Annotated in this window: 13 protein-coding genes and 4 pseudogenes; 7 read left to right on the forward strand and 10 right to left on the reverse strand. The window is 31.1% G+C overall.

What is annotated here, in order from left to right; genetic code table 11:
* Positions 1 to 89: 89 nt before the first annotated feature.
* The 4 genes from AC0IXC_RS04000 (at position 90) to AC0IXC_RS04015 (ending at position 3,184) form a co-directional block, all read left to right on the forward strand.
* Positions 90 to 533: an NUDIX hydrolase gene (locus AC0IXC_RS04000; RefSeq protein WP_002192873.1), complete on the forward strand. Its 444-nt coding sequence runs from the start codon at positions 90 to 92 to the stop codon at positions 531 to 533.
* A gap of 30 nt (positions 534 to 563) precedes the next feature.
* On the forward strand, positions 564 to 1,694 hold the full coding sequence (gene dnaN, locus AC0IXC_RS04005) for a DNA polymerase III subunit beta (protein ID WP_471652610.1): 1,131 nt from the start codon (positions 564 to 566) through the stop codon (positions 1,692 to 1,694).
* A 22-nt stretch (positions 1,695 to 1,716) separates the two neighbouring features.
* A complete protein-coding gene (locus AC0IXC_RS04010; protein WP_078176600.1) occupies positions 1,717 to 2,238 on the forward strand; it encodes an NUDIX hydrolase in 522 nt (173 codons plus the stop codon).
* A gap of 64 nt (positions 2,239 to 2,302) precedes the next feature.
* Positions 2,303 to 3,184, forward strand: a complete 882-nt coding sequence (locus AC0IXC_RS04015) for a hypothetical protein (RefSeq protein WP_471652611.1) — start codon at positions 2,303 to 2,305, stop codon at positions 3,182 to 3,184.
* Here the strand turns inward: AC0IXC_RS04015 and AC0IXC_RS04020 are convergent.
* A pseudogene (locus AC0IXC_RS04020) lies at positions 3,180 to 3,953 on the reverse strand (MBL fold metallo-hydrolase); the annotation flags it as partial. The gene AC0IXC_RS04015 and the pseudogene AC0IXC_RS04020 sit on opposite strands and share 5 nt — an antisense overlap.
* Positions 3,954 to 4,462: 509 nt before the next feature.
* Between AC0IXC_RS04020 and AC0IXC_RS04025 the strand changes: the two are divergent.
* Positions 4,463 to 5,544 (forward strand): annotated as a pseudogene (locus AC0IXC_RS04025) (hypothetical protein).
* A gap of 140 nt (positions 5,545 to 5,684) precedes the next feature.
* A complete protein-coding gene (locus AC0IXC_RS04030) occupies positions 5,685 to 6,080 on the forward strand; it encodes a RidA family protein (protein ID WP_326997887.1) in 396 nt (131 codons plus the stop codon).
* A 740-nt stretch (positions 6,081 to 6,820) separates the two neighbouring features.
* On the opposite strand, the pseudogene AC0IXC_RS04035 reads toward AC0IXC_RS04030, so the two are convergent.
* The 6 genes and pseudogenes from AC0IXC_RS04035 to AC0IXC_RS04060 all read right to left on the reverse strand — a co-directional run bounded on the left by AC0IXC_RS04035 (position 6,821) and on the right by AC0IXC_RS04060 (position 11,293).
* Positions 6,821 to 7,635 (reverse strand): annotated as a pseudogene (locus AC0IXC_RS04035) (YwqG family protein).
* 78 nt (positions 7,636 to 7,713) lie between these two features.
* A complete protein-coding gene (locus AC0IXC_RS04040) occupies positions 7,714 to 8,121 on the reverse strand; it encodes a DnaJ family domain-containing protein (RefSeq protein ID WP_002032371.1) in 408 nt (135 codons plus the stop codon).
* Between the two features lie 21 nt (positions 8,122 to 8,142).
* Positions 8,143 to 9,338: pseudogene (locus tag AC0IXC_RS04045) on the reverse strand (alpha/beta hydrolase-fold protein).
* An 83-nt stretch (positions 9,339 to 9,421) separates the two neighbouring features.
* Positions 9,422 to 9,787 (reverse strand): hypothetical protein, encoded by a 366-nt coding sequence (locus tag AC0IXC_RS04050; RefSeq protein ID WP_471652612.1) that lies wholly within the window; start codon positions 9,785 to 9,787, stop codon positions 9,422 to 9,424.
* Positions 9,788 to 10,057: 270 nt separating this feature from the next.
* Positions 10,058 to 10,429, reverse strand: a complete 372-nt coding sequence (locus AC0IXC_RS04055) for a YxiJ-like family protein (RefSeq protein ID WP_341085818.1) — start codon at positions 10,427 to 10,429, stop codon at positions 10,058 to 10,060.
* Between the two features lie 12 nt (positions 10,430 to 10,441).
* Positions 10,442 to 11,293, reverse strand: coding sequence for a patatin-like phospholipase family protein (locus tag AC0IXC_RS04060; RefSeq protein ID WP_471652613.1), 852 nt, complete (start codon positions 11,291 to 11,293; stop codon positions 10,442 to 10,444).
* A 179-nt stretch (positions 11,294 to 11,472) separates the two neighbouring features.
* Here AC0IXC_RS04060 and AC0IXC_RS04065 point away from each other — a divergent pair, with 179 nt between their 5' ends.
* Positions 11,473 to 11,850: a PH domain-containing protein gene (locus AC0IXC_RS04065; protein WP_002065713.1), complete on the forward strand. Its 378-nt coding sequence runs from the start codon at positions 11,473 to 11,475 to the stop codon at positions 11,848 to 11,850.
* 120 nt (positions 11,851 to 11,970) lie between these two features.
* Here the strand turns inward: AC0IXC_RS04065 and AC0IXC_RS04070 are convergent, their stop codons facing one another.
* The 3 genes from AC0IXC_RS04070 to AC0IXC_RS04080 are packed head-to-tail and all read right to left on the reverse strand — an operon-like array spanning position 11,971 to position 13,501.
* Positions 11,971 to 12,495 carry a GNAT family N-acetyltransferase gene (locus AC0IXC_RS04070; RefSeq protein WP_131929169.1) on the reverse strand — a complete coding sequence of 175 codons (525 nt, stop codon included), beginning with the start codon at positions 12,493 to 12,495 and terminating at the stop codon, positions 11,971 to 11,973.
* Positions 12,435 to 12,956 (reverse strand): YfiT family bacillithiol transferase, encoded by a 522-nt coding sequence (locus tag AC0IXC_RS04075; RefSeq protein WP_002085329.1) that lies wholly within the window; start codon positions 12,954 to 12,956, stop codon positions 12,435 to 12,437. Before AC0IXC_RS04075 ends, AC0IXC_RS04070 begins: the two co-directional genes overlap by 61 nt.
* A 23-nt stretch (positions 12,957 to 12,979) precedes the next feature.
* Positions 12,980 to 13,501, reverse strand: coding sequence for a GNAT family N-acetyltransferase (locus AC0IXC_RS04080; protein ID WP_002032360.1), 522 nt, complete (start codon positions 13,499 to 13,501; stop codon positions 12,980 to 12,982).
* Positions 13,502 to 13,548: the final 47 nt, after the last annotated feature.

Below are 13,548 nucleotides of genomic sequence, written 5' to 3' on the forward strand. Positions count from 1 at the left end.
TTTACTCAAATTACTTTTTATGAATCCAAACAATTTAATGATAGAATAAAATAAAGACAGAAAATTTTCACCATTCAAGGGGGTTACATATGAAAAAAGTAAATGTTACATACGCACTTCTATATGATGAAACTCATGAAAAGCTATTAATGGTTAAAAACAAAGGGGAAAATGGGTCTTATTACACTTTACCAGGTGGAGCAGTTAAATTCGGGGAAACGTTAGAAGAGGCAGCAATTCGTGAAGTAAAAGAAGAAACAGGGCTAGACATATCTGTAAAAGGGGTTTGTTCCATTAGTGAAGCCTTTTTTGTGGAGAGAGGACATCATGCAATCTTCTTTAATTTTTTAGGAGAAATAATCGGAGGGGAAATCTGTATATCACGGCCAAAAGAGATTGAGGAGATTACCTGGATGGAATTAGATTCAGCAGAACCTTATTTACGTATACCAGAACACTTAAAAAGCCTTTTACAAAAGAAAGAAACAGTTCCTTATATTTTTAATGGAACTATTATTCATCAATCTTCATAAAGATAGTATTTCATTTAAGGCGGGGGAAAAATGGAGTTTATCGTTAATCACAAACAATTTACACAAGCTCTTTCAGAAGTAAGTAAAGCTATCTCAACAAAAACTTTAATTCCTATATTATCCGGAATAAAGATAACAGCAGATCAATCTGGAATTACTTTAATCGCAAGTAATTCGAATATTTCCATTGAAAAATTTATACCTATTTCAATTGAAGACGAACAAATTACAACTATTTTAAAAGCAGGAAGTATTGTTGTACCAGCAAAGTATTTCATTGAAATTATTAAGAAAATGCCAAGTGAGATTTTAATAAAAAGTATGAATGAGCAGTTGATTACAATTCAATCAGATGAAATTACTTTAAACTTAAATGGACTCTCGGCAAATGAATTTCCTAATGTACCATTTTTAGACTCACATACAGAAATACAAGTAGAAACGGAACAGCTGATTGAGGTATTCAAACAAACTGTCTTTGCAACTGCTAAAAATGAATCTAGACCAGTTCTTACTGGCGTACATTTCGTTATTGATCATAACAAATTAATTTGTGCTGCTACTGATTCGCACAGACTGGCTTTACGTGAAATACCCATTTCTTCACATGCGAAATTAAATTGCATTGTACCAAGTTCCACTATTAGTGAACTACTAAAATTAATGAACAGTAATTCAAATTTAGTATACATATATCTTTCAGAGAGTCACATTATTTTTAAATTCGGTACAATTACGTTGTATTCAAGGCTTATTGAAGGGAAATATCCTAATATATCCGGCCTAATTCCAAATGAATCCCAAACGATTATTAATATAGATAGAAAAAAGATTTTACAAGGTGTAGATCGTTCAAGTTTATTGGCTAGTGAATGGGCAAACAACAACGTTAACTTAGAAATCATCGACGAATGCACAATACAAATTTCTTCCAACGCTTCTCAAATTGGTAAAATATCCGAGACACAACAAATAGATGCTATTCACGGTGAAAAGCAATTAAATATATCTTTCGATGGACGATATATGGTCGATACTTTAAAAGCAATAAAAGAAGATAGAGTTACTTTAAGTTTTGGTGGTTCCATGAGACCGATATTAATTGAAGCAGGTGAACAATCTGCAGCAGTATATTTAATATCACCTGTTAGAACTTATTGAGAACAAAGGAAGGAATTGAATTATGTACAAGCACACTTTATGTTTTATAAAAAGAGATGAAGAAATACTTATGTTAAATAGAGAATATGATCCTGTAAAAGGATTATGGAATGGTGTAGGAGGGAAGATAGAAAAAGGAGAAACACCGTTAGAAAATGCAATTCGTGAAATAAAAGAAGAAACAAATATAGATGTTGAACAAAATCAAATTCAATTTAAAGGCATTATTAAATGGGAGGATTCTTCATATTCTGGTGGCATGTATGTCTATTTAGTAAAGCTACTTAATGAATTTACATATCACACTCCAAAAAAAGTCTCAGAAGGAATTCTAGATTGGAAAGAGGTATCTTGGATTCTAAGTGACTATAATTACGGCGTAGGAGAGATGATACCTAAATTTTTAACTGAAGTACTTTATAATGAATTAATATTAGAGCACTCTTGCATTTTATCAAATCATAAATTAGTAGATTATGAGAATAAAGAATTAGCTAAGCAAACCAGCCCAATAGATTCAATACATAAATTAGTGCAAGCATGAACAGAAAATAGTTAGTGTAATCGAAATGTAACTAAAGATAAATTTTAACGTGAGGGTGAGTATTATGAAGAAAATAATCGCTTTACTCTTAGGTATTGTTCTAATTACTTTTGCTTTTTTTCATTACAATAAAGAAAGTTTAGTTCAAAATGATAAACTGTTTGTTGAAGACTTTAAAGGTAAAAATGATTCAAATAAAATTCAAGCAGCTATTAATAAAGCAGAATCAAGTAAAATTAAAACGGTTTTGCTCGATGATAAAAAGTATAAAATCACTTCACCAATTATCGTTAAACAAGGTGTAAAACTATTATTCGGTTATGGAACACAATTTGTTGTAGAGGGAAACTTTAGGGTTCTGGAACTAGAAAAAAATGCTTCTATTGAAGGAGCTTATATAGCTATTGACGATCCTAAATTTAATTCTGAAGTTATATATTTAGACGGCAAAAATAAGTACTATAACACTTGGAACAAAACACAAGTAAAAGATATTAACATTATCAATTGGACGGAAACGAACAAAGGTACAGGGATTTCTTTATACTCCGGTGGCAAAGAAAATGAGATTTCGTTTGTTAACTTCGAAAACATTAAAGTAGCAGGAATGGAAACAGGGCTAAAATTAGTAGCGAAAAAACCGAAAGCTGGACATTCCTGGATAAATGCCAACCGTTTTATGAACTTCTCTCTAGAGGATTGTGTAAATATGATTTATATGGATAGTAATTTAACTACGCCAAATGAGATTAGCGGGAATCAATTTACAAATCTACAAATACAACCTTCAAGTAAAACAAAAAATATTTTAAGGGTGAGTGGACAGCATAACGAGTTCAATGCAATGGTGTGGGATTTAAATAAAATTAATCACGAAAACGAACTCATTGAACTAACTGATAAGAGCATGAATACAGTCATTGATATTACCTCCGTGCCGACTTAACGTCAATATGAGCTTGTACTGTTTCTTCTGGCAACATATGAATAGCAGACCATCTCGTATCGTATTGCCCGCATTCCATTAAAGTAAGATCGAATGGACCATATTTATTACCAATCTCCTTAAAGTGCGGAGCATAGCCACTATCACCGCTAAAGAAAACTTTCGTTTCTTGACCAAGAATAAGCCATGAACACCATAAAGAACGATCTTTATCAGTCATACTTCGTCCAGAGAAATGCCTTGCAGGAGCGCAAACTAACTTAATATTATCAAACGTAATTTCATCCCACCAATTATGTTCACTAATTTTATTAGGTGAAACACCCCATTTAATAAGATAACGTGCAACTCCAATCGGGACATAAAAATGCTTCGCACGATCTTTTAACCGCATAATACTTTTGTAATTTAAATGATCATAGTGATTATGAGAAATGATAATCGCATCAATTTCCTTGAAATCTTCACGTTCTAAAGAAAAAGCACCACTATAACGTTTACTATTAAAAACAGGGAACGGGGAAGAGGCGTCGCCAAACATAGGATCTAATAACAGCTTTTTACCTTCTATTTTCAAAAGAGAAGCAGAGTGCCCAAACCATGTCACACTCTCTAAAGATTCATTATTTTTATTCGATAAAACAATAGGTAAATTCTTTACAGGACGTAGCTTTGTTTTCATTTTAAAGTAATCAGTCATTAAACCGATAATATCTTTCGGATTAAAACTTACATCAGTCGGAATTTGATTCATATATTTCTTTTTCATTAGTTCTCCTTTTTACGTTTAACAATATACGTATGTTGTTATTGTAGCTAATTGTAGTTTAAACGAAATCATTTTACCTTTCACATCTTAAATGCAGTACATTTCATAAATTCTTCAAATTTATTATTTATATATAAAAAAACAGAATTCATTTAGCAGCAGCTAAAACTAATATTATGTATTTGTAAATTGTTTTGCTTAAGTAAATTCTTTCTCATAAACAACAAAGAACGTACGTTTCGTTGTATGTTATAGAAGCAGATAGGTAACTAATTATCCACAGGAAGGAGAGTCTATAAATGCTAGAAGAAAGAAAAAAGAAGTCTAAATGCAAACTATTAAATAGCAATAACTAAATATAGAATTCTAGATAACCTTAGTATAGGTATTAACATAGCTATACTAAGGTTTTTTATTTGAAATCATTAAAGGATACTTATTTTTATTTATAGAACATAGTAAATACATAGATTTTACAATTAACTTATTTAAAAAGGAGGGATGTAATGATGCTTGCTAATAATACTCCAGAGAAAATACTACAAAAAGCTTATGAGACTAAAATGATTTCATCTGGAGATAATTCGCCATCTATAAAAATAAGTGGAACAAATCTTCAATATTTACTTGTGATGCTGCATCTTGGTATAGGATCCAATGCTATAAAAACGAAGCTAAATTGGACTAACGAGGAATTCGAAAAACAAATGCATACATTAGAACTAGAAGGTTTATTGAAAAAGACAGGAGGGAGTTACTATCCAACGTGTATGGTTATAACAGCTAATGAAGGAGAAAAACTGTATAGCCTCTGTGAGCCTCTAATTAAAACTGCACTTAAAATTATTGAAAAATATTCCAATCAAATTGATGCTATGTCTAAAAGAATCGAGACATTTAATCATTTACCTAAAGAATCGTACAGTCTTTTACTATATAGTGGTGTGTTATTAGATTTTGGACAAATAATTAACATTGAAGAAAACTATTTAGAAATAGAACGGCCTTTGAGAAACAATAAAAGATATTATTATGCGATTCTAGAACAAGAACAAACAGACAAAGAGTCCTTTGGAATGTATGGTAATACGTATTTGGATTTAGGGGAATATCAAATTGGTCTTTATGGAAACACTCGATATACAACTTTGAATTTAATAACTGCGAATAAAGAAACGTTTGAAGAGTATTTTCACGATGCTATTACTGATATTAATTATACAAAAAACAATTAGTTAAAAATTTTGTAGCGGCAGATAGACAATTAGACTTAAATTTAAATTTATTATACGAAAAATTAGGCTTGTATAAAAATTCACAACCTGTTATCCCAGTGTTTACAGCCCTAGATTTATCTATACTTAACGAAATCGCGAACACGATCAGTGCAGATTTGATTTTATTATGTAAAGAAAATGAGAAACCTTTAAAAGAATACTTTGCAAGCAGCAGATACTCAAAAGAAATAACTTACGAAGAATTTTTTATTTGGTGGTATCACTTTTTCTATACAAAAATAACTGAAGAATTAATACAAAAAGGCGTAATTATAACAAGCGCTCAAAAAAATCAAACGTACATAATCTATTAAAAACTTTAAATTAAAGTGACTAATATCCTTTTGCATATGTAGCAGCTGAATGATGTATAGACAATAATTAGTAAATAGAGGATAATCCGAAATTAAAACCTAATATAAAGAAAATAAGATATTAAAAGGAGAGAAGAGCCATGCAAAAGAAATTTATCAATCCAGAAACAATGCCAGTAACTTTTGGATACTCACATGTAGTTGAAGTTAGTAACGCTAAACGAACAATTTACATATCTGGACAAGTAGCGATCAATACTGATGGTCAAATAGTTGGCATTGATGATTTAGCTACACAAACGCGACAAGTATTCGAAAATATTAAAAGCGCATTAGAAACTTTGGAATTAAAATTTAATGATGTAGTAAAATTAACATTTTTCTTAACAGATATTTCTCAAATGGCCATTGTTAGAGATGTTCGAGATCAATACATTGATACTAAGAATCCACCAGCAAGTTCAGCTGTAGAAGTTAGAAAGTTAATTAACGATAACTTATTAATTGAAATCGAAGCAATTGCTGTAGCAAACTAATTTAAAAACTTATCATCAATTAAATTAACATCGAAGAAATTTGTTTAAAGTTAACGATTAAACAAATTGCTTTTTTGTCTTAACTAAAATTTGTTTGCGGCATTATTTATGAAAATAAACAACAAAAATATATTAGAACAATTTATCTAAGCTATTAAGCTGTATCAATTCATATAACACACAACCAATCATGAACAAACAAAGAAAAGGGAAGTGTAACAACCGAGACCAATGTGTAATAAGTTTATTACTTTTTTCTAGTTAACATAATATATATTATACGAAGTTGTATAGAGTAAGTGTTCATCTGTATCAAAAACCAAGTAAACTATACTTAATGAGACGAAATAGGTATTTTTAATGAGATTCACATAAAATCTTATCTAAATGAATTTCTACAGTTTTTATCGTTTATTTTGCTATAAATTAATCACAGCAAATCTTAATCGATTAATTATCGTTTAACGAGTCAAAAATAATTTTGATTAGCACGGAATTTTTTTATGCGAAATAAATTTTTCTATACAAATGATAAATTTCATTTTATGTTTTGCTTTATAGATTTATTGCTATTACATATGTTTTATTATTTTATATTTTTGTTGTTATTTCTTTTATTTACGCTTGACTTTCATTGTATTCTTCATTCTAGTTAACATAACGTTTATTTTTAACGTAAAAAAATCCTCCTCACCTTCAGGAAGATTTCTTTTGCTAGCTAGTAATCCATTTATCTATTTTTAGTAACAATCCCAATTGTAAATAACATTGGAAAAATCTAGATTTAATAAATCATCTTTCTTTATAAAGAAATTAGCAACACCAGAATCTCCCCACATAATATTTAATGAATCATCTGTATCGATTTGCAGCAATAATATATCATGTTGCTGGTATTTTTCTTCCCATTCCCTTGGATCTGTCTGTGTGAAAAATGGATAACCACCAATTTTATGCCCTTGATCTTTACATAAATCATCATACAGTTCGCCTAATTCTGTATTATTTTCTTCATCAACAATTTCTTCCCAATCAATTTCCTCACTAAACATCTTTTCAAATCGATAATCCCTTGATGTTACGGGTTGATAACCCAATTCAAACTTTAATTTCGCTGCTTCAGGTATGATAAAGTCCTCTAATTCTGAAGTGTTTAAATAACTAAAATCAGTAATAACCTTATTTAAATCTTCTATAATTGTAGAATGATAAATAATTCGAAAGTCTTTTTGGATTGTTGGATGATCAAAATCTGCTCCGTAAAGCTCATCTTCAGCACTTACGAAAAACTGCAGCATACCCTTTTGAGGCATATATTCAACATGCGGCATTTCTTCAAAGTTTAGCTGCGCAAGTAACATCATAGGTTGTCCATTTGAATCTTTAGGATGCTCTTGATATATAGGTACATACGGATAGCCACCAACTTACTTTCAAAAAGAGTTGTTTCTGCTTGCGTTCCAGACACTTTAATATACGGTTTCACACTTTCTTCTAAAATACTACGATACTGCTCTAGTTCTTTCGGAATTTGAAGTTGATACGTATTCTTCATTACATTTGCCTCCCCTTAATAATGAATTGAAAATGCCTTACTTAATTATATAGCAAAAGATAACTTCATTGAAAATCGTTAAATATCCGTTTTCACCCTCGTTTTTTGCGCACTTGGTGGACAAAGTAAATTATGTTCTAAAACCTTTTTATTAATAGTTCGAATTAAATCCGCTGCTTCTGCAGTATTTGTAGTTTCTTTTAGCCTTTCTTTTAAATCATCAATTTCCTTTGAAAGCTCAATCCACCTAGGTAAAACATGATTATTTTTTAAAGTTCTATACAGTTGTTTTTCAGGATTATACGAAAGATCTTTATCTAGATTTAGAGGTTTCCCTTTACCTGGCAAATTATCAAAAGACCCTTTCTTTTCTGCTTCTTTAACGATAGAGCTAATATGATCCTCATACGTGAACGACCAAACTTTTTCATCTTTTACTAAAATTTCTTGTTTTTTAAGTTTTTTATCTAGCTCATCTTGATTCATAGATTCTCTCTCCTTTTTATTTTATAGTGTGGTTTTTGTATATTTTAATGCTTTCAACCCATCAAATAACTTTTCTCGCCACCAAACATCGTCATGACCGCCTTGAAACTCTTCATAAGTAATTTGGTATCCTTTTTCTTTTAAAGCTTTATACAGGCGTCTATTAGCCGTTAAAAGAGGTTTGTTTTCAAGTTCTCCTGCTGCTATGTAAAAATGAGGTTGACTCGTATTAGAATCTATAGATGAAATTTGATTTTCAATCCAAGGAATTTGATTTTCATAACCATCCTTTTTCCAATGCACGGATCCAGACATTGACAACACGTTTCCGAAAACATGTGGATTTTGAAGCGCTGCATAAAAAGCTGCTAAGCCACCAAGACTGAAACCAGCAATTGTTGTATGATTCTTTTCTTGATATACGTGATACCTAGCTTGAATCCATGGAAGTAGTTCCTCCGTTAAAAATGTATTCATTTTATCGTTATAAGTTAGCTCTTCTAGTCGATCAACGGGTTCTATTGCAACAGCAATACAAGATGGGATTTCTTTTTCGTATATTAAATAATTGAGTGTTCTTGCGATTGAAAGGTTATTAATGAATGAATTCCCATCAAACACAATGAGAAGTTCTTGAAGATGTGAAGTGTGAGAATAGTCATGAGGCGTATAAATATAAATTTTACGTGTGTCATTTAAAATCGTACTATGAAAAGAATATGTTTCAATTTTTCCAGATGGATAATGATCTGAAGGAAAACGACTGCTATACTGTACTTCCATTCCTATGTTTAACACAGACGCTTTATTGGCATCTTCTCCAAATGTATTTTTATTAAATCGGTCTAGTTGGTACTTTTAACTGCGCTTTATCCAATCATTTTCGAAAAAATCGTTTACTGAAAAATAGTACGTTGAAATAAAACTCTCATCCGTCCTAAACGTTACATACCAAATATCTGTCTGTAACAACCGTTGTAGTTGATTTACAGACAGATCCCAACCAGGAAAACTACCGAATACATAGACGTTTTCAGTTTTTTGATCCCCTAACCATATATACGTTATAAGCTTATACTGATTTTCTACAGGACATTGTTCTATTAGTGGCGTATTATTTGACTTTATTTCATGCAAAAAAGTATAAATTGCTTTCTCGTTTCCTTTTTTAATTGATTATTAAGCTCCTCTAACTTAGGACTAATTATTGAAGTCACCCATCTGCCTCCTTTGTATTTCTTTCTTTTCATTAGATTGCTTTTATAAAATTTAAGATTAGTATGTTATGTATTTAGATGAGTTATTTATTAGAAGGTTTATCAATTGCCTGAATAGAAAGTTTCAACGCTTTTATTCTTCTTTCTAAAAGTGTTCTTTGAGGACTACCAGCCTTAGACTTATCATAGGCTCTCTCAATTGATGGGAGCAAACCAGCAAGGACATTACGTGCTTCTGCTAACTCTTCTTGGCTATACCGATGACTTTCTTGATTCCACACGTTCTCTAACACTGCTAGCCCTATACAAACGGCTTTAAGCCTTTTTTTCACTAAGGTAGTATTTGCTCCCTTTTGAGTCATCTGTGAAAAAGCATTTTCAAGTTTACGAATTGTCGATTGTAAAGATTTTATTGATTCCAATTTATCTATATTTGACACGTTTTCCATGTTACTATTGTTCCTCCTGGCTTAACTTATTTAATACTGGATATAATAAGTACTTGATTTCACTCGAAATATTTTATCATAAATAACTAACTATATTCGAATTGGATAATGGATTAAAGGAAAACGGTATATAAACGCCTCTCCCTCCTTTACATCATTCTATATGTACTTCTTTCTTCGTATTAGAATCCCTATATAAACAAGGTATTAAAATTGTATTTTTTATGAACAAAAAAACGCACAAGCAGCATAACTTGTACGTTTTTATTTTTATTCAGTAATATAATACAGTAATAGTTTCCGGGCCTTCTCATAATTCATGAAATCTCTATACAAAATGGGATACTTCACAATTTCTGTTTCTATAAAACGATATTGCGGAAACCATTCAAAAAACGATTTCTTTAGCCACTTTATTTGATCAAACACAATCTCCTTTTCGTTGTTATTAAGTATGTAACTTAAAGTACCTGCTGTATGCATCCAATAATAATTTAAATCAGCATTTATACAGTCATCATCTGTAAATTTACTTTTTAAGTCTCGTTGCAATTTTCCTGTAGCACGATACGGAAACGGTTTATGCAGTGGACTATGCATTTTCTGCAATTCATTAAAAATAACCTTTTTACCTAATAGCAATTTTCCACCCCTTTATTTCCTTACCCAACTTAATAATTTTTCATAATGATGTTGAGCATCTGTATAGCCAAGATTATATAGGTTAACAAGTTTCTCTTTATTTCTTTCTATTCCGCTTATAGGAAGCTGTACGCTAGGCTGAATGATATAAAAATTTTCTTTTTGTTCTATTTGATTCATATAAGTTATCGTCTCATTATAAAAACGATAATGTTCTACTAAAGATTGTGCGATATTCGGATATTTTCTATATAATATTTTAGCCAGCCCAGAAAATTTATTCCGCTGCTTCTCGTATCCATCCGGCTTTGTCATAATAACAACATTCTTTTGGTAACCATCATTTTGCGCTTTTAATACTGGAATAGGATCTGTAATCCCTCCATCTAACAATTTTCGATTATCATATTCTACAGCAGGTGCTATAAACGGCACAGAGCTTGATGCACGAATAATTTTTAAAATATCATTTCCATGTTCTGTTTTATTATAATAAACTGCCTGTCCTGATTCACAATCAGTCGTTCCGATTACAAACTGTTCATTTGAATTTAGGAATGTTTGAAAATCAAACGGTACAATTTTGTTTGGTACTTCATCAAATAAAAAATCCATTCCAAATAATTCACGTTTGCTAATTAAGTTTCGATAAGATATATACCTGTGATCTCCTACTAGCTCTGTATTCACTTTCTTATTTCTTCCTTTTTGACGTGATAAATAGGTCGCTCCCATACATGCTCCAGCGGATACACCGACTACATACGGAAAGAATAAGTCCCTTTCCATAAAATATTCGAGTACTCCTGCAGTATATAATCCTTTCATTCCGCCGCCTTCTAATACTAAACCGATATTCTTCATGCTCAGTCCCTCTGCTTCTGTTTTCTTAATTACATGTTAGCACAAGATTTTAGGATGAGGTTATATAAATTAGTTGCAATAATAACAAAAAACTATTGAAGCAATGTCATAATCTATTAGTCATTCGCATGGTACAATATAAGAAACTCATTCCACATATTATAAAGGAGGAATTTCATATGGGTTTATTTAGTGGTATTTTAGGAAATGCATCAAGTGCGAGTACAGAAAGCGTTGAACGTGATTTAGAAAAGATTATGCTAGATGATGAAAAAGTTGAGCATGCTTATAAATTAATTCGTGATTTAATCGTATTTACAAATCGTCGTCTTATTTTAGTTGATAAACAAGGGATATCAGGTAAAAAAACAGAGTATCATTCTATTCCTTATAAAAGTATTACACAATTTAGCATTGAAACAGCTGGGCATTTTGATTTAGATGCAGAGCTTAAAATTTGGGTATCTAGTATGGATGATCCAATTACGAAAGAATTTAAAGGTGACGATAGTATTTTAAGCATTCAAAAAGCGTTAGTAACATATACGACGAAATAACGCCTTTCCGTATATTTATTCATTATCGAAATTACTAACCCGAGTATTTTGGAAGAATATGCGTTATTTTTGTATATTTAATCTAAAAAACATAAAAAGGTAAAGCGTATTTCAAATGCTTTACCTTTCTTTTTTGTAATAAATAAGTGTAGTTTTATCATTTAATTTCTTTATTACTTCTGTTCTTTTATATCCCATTTTTTCGTATAGAAAACAATTTCTTTCTTCTTCTAAAATCGTAGCAAGTTCAAAACTCCGTGCTTCTGGAAACATCTCTTCAATTAAAATAAGTACCTTCTTAGCGATTCCTTTCCCTTGATAGATTGGATGAATGAACATTGGACTGATCCAAAATTTATAAGGTCTTTCTTTTTGGGATATACATATCGCTCCAACAAGGTTCGAATCTATTATCATCTTATAAAAGTTGTTGCTCGGATTATTTATTCTTAAAATAGTTTTTTCAATAGATTCATTTGCTGGATTTGTTTCATAGTCTTTATATTTATTTAATAAAGGACTAAATGAGTCTATTTGCATTTGAAATAAAACTGCTGCATCAATTTCTGTCGCCTTCTCTAATGTTACCAATTTAAACGCTCTCTTAAAGAAGTAATGTGAGCTGTATGATGACGACCGTGCCATGCATATAGTCCAATTGCAGCAGCAAGTTTTGTTTCTCCTGATTCAGGATGATTAAATGTCTTTTCTAAATCTGCCGGTTCTAAAGAATATAATAAGTTAACCCATCTTTTATGTAATGAATCTAGCATTACAAGTGAAACATCTACTGGTAATTTCGAGTCAGGTAGCTCTGCCCATTTTTCTTCTTTGTACGGTTTAATAGTTGGATTCTTTTCTGTCATTGCTAATTTAAAGCGTATGTAGCTATTCATATGACTATCAACAACATGATGAACAACTTGGCGAACAGTCCATCCACCGACGCGATACGGTGTATCTAACTGCTTCTGATCTAAATCTTTTATCGCTCTTGCTAGTTCATTAGGTAAATCCTCTATTTCTTGAATCCATTTATCAATTATTTCTTCTGTAATAGTTCCTACGTAAGTAAATTGACCTATTGGATAACGTAAATCCTTCATGTACATGTCCCTCCCTATTATTTTTAACCCTTAGTAGTCCTCCAAATATAATGTACGAAATTTACGTTTTCCCCGTTTAAATCTACAGTAGTTGTCTCCGCTTCCTTTTCACGAGAAAATCCGTTCTTTTCTAATACAATTTGTGAAGCTATGTTATTTGTTGTTGTCATAGCACGTATTTCATTAATTTCATAGACTCTTGCTTGAGCCAAAATCAATTTTACAGATGCTGCTGCAACTCCTTTTTTTGTAAAACCCTCTCCAACTCGGTAGCCTAACGACCCAATTCGTTTTTCCTTATCTACATCAACTAAATTGATACGTCCTACAATTTCTTTTTCTGTATTACGTATGAGATGAAAATAAGAAATCCCCTCAGTTTGTTCTTTTAATAGTTCGGCAAGTTGCTTTTGAAAGTATTCATACACGTAATAATTAGAGCCACGACTTGGTACCATTGTTTCAAAAAATGATTTGTTCGTGAGTTCAAAATTAAATAAATCTTCAGCGTCTTGATTCTTTAATTGTTCTATGTATATTTCCATCCCGTTTACCCCTTCTTGATTTACTAACTGTTATACATTCTTTTTTA

It is taken from the genome of Bacillus sp. AC266, assembly GCF_979253805.1.

Excerpts from the sequence above, each read along its gene's own strand:
- AC0IXC_RS04050 (WP_471652612.1), bottom strand. The coding sequence starts at position 9,787 with ATGGAAAACGTGTCAAATATAGATAAATTGGAATCAATAAAATCTTTA.
- AC0IXC_RS04040 (WP_002032371.1), bottom strand. The coding sequence starts at position 8,121 with ATGAATCAAGATGAGCTAGATAAAAAACTTAAAAAACAAGAAATTTTA.
- AC0IXC_RS04060 (WP_471652613.1), bottom strand. The coding sequence starts at position 11,293 with ATGAAGAATATCGGTTTAGTATTAGAAGGCGGCGGAATGAAAGGATTA.
- AC0IXC_RS04010 (WP_078176600.1), top strand. The coding sequence starts at position 1,717 with ATGTACAAGCACACTTTATGTTTTATAAAAAGAGATGAAGAAATACTT.
- AC0IXC_RS04070 (WP_131929169.1), bottom strand. The coding sequence starts at position 12,495 with ATGGCACGGTCGTCATCATACAGCTCACATTACTTCTTTAAGAGAGCG.
- AC0IXC_RS04000 (WP_002192873.1), top strand. The coding sequence starts at position 90 with ATGAAAAAAGTAAATGTTACATACGCACTTCTATATGATGAAACTCAT.
- AC0IXC_RS04030 (WP_326997887.1), top strand. The coding sequence starts at position 5,685 with ATGCAAAAGAAATTTATCAATCCAGAAACAATGCCAGTAACTTTTGGA.
- AC0IXC_RS04015 (WP_471652611.1), top strand. The coding sequence starts at position 2,303 with ATGAAGAAAATAATCGCTTTACTCTTAGGTATTGTTCTAATTACTTTT.
- AC0IXC_RS04065 (WP_002065713.1), top strand. The coding sequence starts at position 11,473 with ATGGGTTTATTTAGTGGTATTTTAGGAAATGCATCAAGTGCGAGTACA.
- AC0IXC_RS04075 (WP_002085329.1), bottom strand. The coding sequence starts at position 12,956 with ATGAAGGATTTACGTTATCCAATAGGTCAATTTACTTACGTAGGAACT.
- AC0IXC_RS04080 (WP_002032360.1), bottom strand. The coding sequence starts at position 13,501 with ATGGAAATATACATAGAACAATTAAAGAATCAAGACGCTGAAGATTTA.
- dnaN (WP_471652610.1), top strand. The coding sequence starts at position 564 with ATGGAGTTTATCGTTAATCACAAACAATTTACACAAGCTCTTTCAGAA.